A 4764-nucleotide genomic window follows, 5' to 3' on the forward strand; every position below is an offset into this window, starting at 1 on the left:
ATGTGGTCCACGGTGACCAACACGTACGGCTCGAACCCCGACGTCTACTTCGAGCCGATGAACGAGCCCCACGGCTACAGCTCGACGGAGTGGCGCAACGTCGCGGCCAACTGGCTCAGCTACCACTACTCGGCGGTGCCCAGCCGGGTGCTCATCGGGGGCACCGGGTTCAGTCAGGACCTGCGCGACATCTGCAACGACAGCCGATTCGCCTCGACGCTGCTGTCGTTCCACCACTACGCCTTCTTCTACGGCGAGATGACCTACGACGCCTTCCGGAGCCACATCCAGACCCGCCTCGGCAACTGCGCGTCGCGGGCGGTCGCCACCGAGTTCGGCGCACCCATGAACGACGGCCGCAACTACGCCGACGCGAACAGCACCGACAACTTCGTGCGCCACATCCGCGCCATGGCCCAGGTCATGCGCGACAACCGGATGGGCGGCACCTACTGGCCCGCGCTCGGCGGCAAGCCCGGCACCATCGGCTACGACTGGTACTCGATGTACTCGCTCAGCGGTAGCGGCACCGACCTCAACCTGACCGTCCGCAACACCTCCGGCGCCGACCAGATCCGGTACGCCTGGGGCGACACCATCGGCGGCGGCCCCACGACGCGCCCGCCGACTGACACGTTCTACCGGATCACCGTACGACACAGCGGCAAGGCCATGGACGTCCAGCAACCGAACACCGACAACGGCGCGCGCGTCGGCCAGTACACGTACAACGGCAACACGTGGCAACAGTGGCAGTTCCAGGACGCCGGCAGCGGCTACTGGCGACTCGTCAGCCGCAACAGCGGAAAGTGCCTCGACGTCGTGAGCGCGTCCACCGCCGACGGCGCCGAACTGATCCAGTACACCTGCGGCACCGGCACCAACCAGCAGTTCCAGATGGTCACAGGCGGCAGCTACTTCCAACTCCGGGCACGGCACAGCGGCAAGTGCGTGGACGTACCGGCCGCATCGACCTCTGACGGTGTGGTCCTCAAGCAGTACGCGTGCAACACCGGCGCCAACCAGCAGTGGTCGCGTACGACCGTCTGACCGACCCTCCGGCAGGCGCCCTACGTCGCCTGCGAGGAGGACTGCGGGATGCCTGTCACCTTCGCCGCGGGCCTGTCGGACGCCGCGGCGAAGGTGACCGGCGCGCCGAACGCGGCCCGCCGGACGGCGCGGCGCAGCGCGGCGAGGACGGCGGGACCGGCGAGGACTATCGCCACGGCGGTGGTGATCGCGCGGCCGGTGTCCCAGCCGAAGGTGGACGTGACGGCGGTGAACAGGGCGAGACGGTGCAGGTTCTCCAGTACGGGGGCACCGGCGACGTAGGACAGCTGGGTGTCCGCGCCGACGCTGAACGGCCAGAACCACAGGTTCATCAGCAGGCCGTAGCCGTAGGCGGCGAGCATCCCGTACCCGGCCAGGACGGCGACCTCGGCGCGGCCGCGCAGCCGGGCCGGAAGCAGGCCGGCGCCGAGGCCGATCCATGAGGCGCAGAGCATCTGGAACGGCAGCCACGGCCCGACGCCTGCGGTGAGCAGGGCGGAGGCGAACAGCGACGTGGCACCGAGCAGGAACCCGAACCCGGGTCCGAAGACCCGGCCGGCCAGGACGAGCAGGAAGAACACGGTCTCGATGCCCGCGGTCCCCGCACCCAGGGGGCGCAGGGCGGCGTTGACGGCGGCGAGTACGCCGAGCATCGCCAGGGCTTTGCTGTCGATGCCGCCGGAGGTGAGTTCGGCGAGGACGAGCGCCACGAGTACCGGCAGCATGACGATGAAGACCAGCGGCGCCTCGCCGGTGCGGGCGGTGCTCTCCGGGTGTGCGGGGACGAAGAACGGCCAGGTGAAGGTGGCCAGCGCGGCGGCCGAGGCGAGGGTCAGCACCACAGCGGTACGCGGGGCGACCCGCAGCACGCTCATGCCGGTGCCCTGGTCTCGTCGAGCGCGGCGGCGACCTGTTCCACTGTCAGCCAGGGGGCGGGGGCGAGGACCTTGGCCACCTGCGGCGCGAACGCCGGCGAGGCGAGCATGACCTCTGCGGTGGTGCCGTCGGAGACGATCTCCCCTTCGGCCATCACGATCACCCGGTCGGCGAGGGTGGCGACGAGTTCGACGTCGTGGGTGGCGACCACCACGGCTCGGCCGCTGCCGGCCAGCATCCGGGCGACGGCGGTGAACTGCCGCTTGGCATGGTAGTCCAGGCCGCGGGTCGGCTCGTCGAGCAGGACCACCGGCGGAGCGGCGGTGAGCTGCACGGCGAGTGCGAGGGCGAGCCGCTGTCCCTCGGACAGGTCCCGGGGGTGCCGGTCACCGGGCAGTCCGGGGACGAGCTGGTTTACCAGCGCCCGGCAGGTGCCGGCCGGCACGCCGGTCTCCCGGTCGGCCTGGGCGCACTCCGCGTCGACTGTCTCCAGGTAGAGCAGGTCACCGGAGTCCTGCGGGACGAGGCCGACGTGCCGGCGGGCCTGACCGGCCGGCAGGGCCTTCGGGTCGACGGTGCCCTTCGGCCCGGTCACGGCGACGGTGCCGCCGTGGCGTGGGCCGCTGCCCTGCACCGCCCAGAGCAGGCTGGACTTGCCGGATCCGTTGCGGCCCATCAACGCGACGACCCGGCCGGCGCGCAGATCGAGGTCGACGCCGGCCACCGCGACGGTGCCCGGATACCGTACGACGATCTTCCGCGCGGTCAGCGTGGGACCGGTGTCCGCGCCCGCCGGGACCGGCGGCGGCGCCACGCCGGCGAGCCGGTGCCGGAGGTCGGACGCCCGTCGGCGGGCGTCACGGACCGACAACGGCAGCGGTGTCCAGCCGGCGAGGCGACCCAGCTCGATCAGGGGTGGCGCGATGTCGATGTGGGCCAGCCCGGTCGCCGGCGTCCCGTCGTGGACATGGCCGTCGCCGGGCAGGTACAGCAGCCGGTCGGCGTACTGCAGGACGCGCTCCAGCCGGTGCTCGGCCAGCACCACTGTCACTCCGAGGTCGTGCACCAGCCGGGTGACGGTGGCGAGCACGTCCTCCGCGGCGGTGGGGTCCAGCGCGGAGGTGGGTTCGTCGAGCACCAGCACCCGGGGGTGCGCCGTGAGCACCGCGCCGATGGCGACCCGCTGTTGCTGACCGCCGGACAGCGTCCGCAGGGGCCGGTCGCGCAGGTCGGCGATGCCGAGCAGGTCCAGCGTCTCCTCCACCCGCTTGCGCATCACCGCGGGTGGCAGGGCGAGCTGCTCCATCCCGTACGCCAGTTCCTCCTCGACGGTGTCGGTGACGAAGCCGGCCAACGGGTCCTGGCCGACCACGCCGACGACGTCGGCGAGATCGCGCGGCGGATGCGTGCGGGTGTCCCTGCCGTCGACGGTGACGGCGCCGTGCAGGGTGCCGCCGGTGAAGTGTGGGACGAGACCGTTGATCGCCCGCAGCAGCGTCGACTTTCCGGCACCGGTACGGCCCGCGACCAGGCAGAGTTCACCTTCCTCGACGCGAAACGTCACATCCCGCAACGGTGGCGGGCCGCCCTCGGCATAGTGGACGGTGACCCGGTCGAAAGTGATCATGGGCGGTCTCCCGGTGTCGATGCCCTCGCGGCGCGCACTCCGTCTGCCGGCACGTCCGTGACGGGGATGGGCCGGTCCACCGCCGGCGGGCGTCCGGCACTTACCGTCGGCGGTGGTGGCGGCGCCAGCCAGGCGGGTGCCGCCGCGACGCCGACGGCGAGAAGCATCAGCGGGGTCAGCTGGGGCCAGGTGAGCGGGCTGACCGGCGGGTAGAGCAGTTCCGGGTCCACCGAGCCGGCGAGCATGGTCAGTGCCGCGGCGGCCACCCCGCAGCCGGCCACGAGCAGCTCGGCCGGGCGCCAGCGGTCCGGTCGGTACCGGCTGCGGCGGACCCGGCGGCCGGCCAGCAGCATGCCGGTCACGGCGGCGGTCAGTCCGGCCAGGAGCATCGGCAGCCCCAGGTAGCCGGGTGCGGCGGTGTCGAGCAGCCCGTAGGTGCCGGCGCAGACGCCGACCAGCCCGCCGAGGACGAGCGCCCCAGTGACGGTTCGCTGCCCGGCGGGCACCGCCGCGGTGCGGCCGTAACCACGGGAGTCCATCGCGGCCGCGAGGGCCAGGGACCGGTCCAACGCGTCGGCCAGCACCGGCAGGGCGATCCCGCGCAGCGCCCTCATCCCGCGGGCGGACGCGCCGCGCAGCCGCCGGGCCCGGCGGACCCGTAGCACGCTCTCCACCAGCTGCGGGGCGACCGACAACGCGACCACGACGGCGGTGCCGATCGCGTACAGCGCTCCGGGTACGGCCTAGAGCAGCCGCTTCGGGTTGGCCCGGGCGTTCGCCGCACCGAGGCAGATCAGCATCGTCGCCAGCCGCAGCCCGTCGTAGAAGCCACGGAGGATCTGCTCGGCGGCGACCGGTCCGAACAGGCGGATGCCCGCCGCCCACGCGGGCAGCGGGATCTCCGGCAGCCGGACCAGGATGTGGTCGCCCTGGCCGCCGCCGAACACGATCCGGAACACCACCCGCATCGTGACGATCACCGCGCCGAGCCAGACGTACATGCGGAACGCCAACGCCCACGGCGCGTCGCCCCGGCGGCGCACCACCACCAGACCGGCGACGGCGACGAGCAGGGCCAGCGGCAGCGGATTCGTGGTGTGGCTGGCCGCGGTGGCCAGGCCGAGCGCCCACAGCCACCATGCGCCCGGGTGCAGCCCCCGGGGCAGCCACCACACCGGCCACCGCAGGACTGCCCGGTCCGATCGTGGTGC

3 protein-coding genes and 1 pseudogene are annotated in these 4764 nt (G+C 72.7%); 1 reads left to right on the forward strand and 3 read right to left on the reverse strand.

The window, feature by feature from the left end; all coding sequences use genetic code 11:
- Nucleotides 1–1050 (forward strand): RICIN domain-containing protein (locus KBX39_RS23475; RefSeq protein ID WP_210872532.1); only part of this gene is annotated, 1050 nt, incomplete at its 5' end.
- Nucleotides 1051–1070: 20 nt separating this feature from the next.
- On the opposite strand, the gene KBX39_RS23480 is transcribed toward KBX39_RS23475, so the two are convergent.
- From KBX39_RS23480 to KBX39_RS23490, 3 genes and pseudogenes are all read right to left on the reverse strand, one after another.
- A complete protein-coding gene (locus tag KBX39_RS23480) occupies nucleotides 1071–1925 on the reverse strand; it encodes an ECF transporter S component (RefSeq protein ID WP_051610840.1) in 855 nt (284 codons plus the stop codon).
- Complete coding sequence (locus tag KBX39_RS23485) at nucleotides 1922–3553, reverse strand: ABC transporter ATP-binding protein (RefSeq protein WP_210872534.1); 1632 nt, start codon at nucleotides 3551–3553, stop codon at nucleotides 1922–1924. Before KBX39_RS23485 ends, KBX39_RS23480 begins: the two co-directional genes overlap by 4 nt.
- Nucleotides 3550–4740, reverse strand: a pseudogene (locus KBX39_RS23490) (CbiQ family ECF transporter T component). Before KBX39_RS23490 ends, KBX39_RS23485 begins: the two are co-directional and overlap by 4 nt.
- Between the last annotated feature and the right edge of the window lie 24 nt (nucleotides 4741–4764).

It is taken from the genome of Micromonospora sp. D75 (assembly GCF_018070405.1).
GTDB classification, from domain to species: Bacteria; Actinomycetota; Actinomycetes; order Mycobacteriales; family Micromonosporaceae; genus Micromonospora; species Micromonospora chalcea.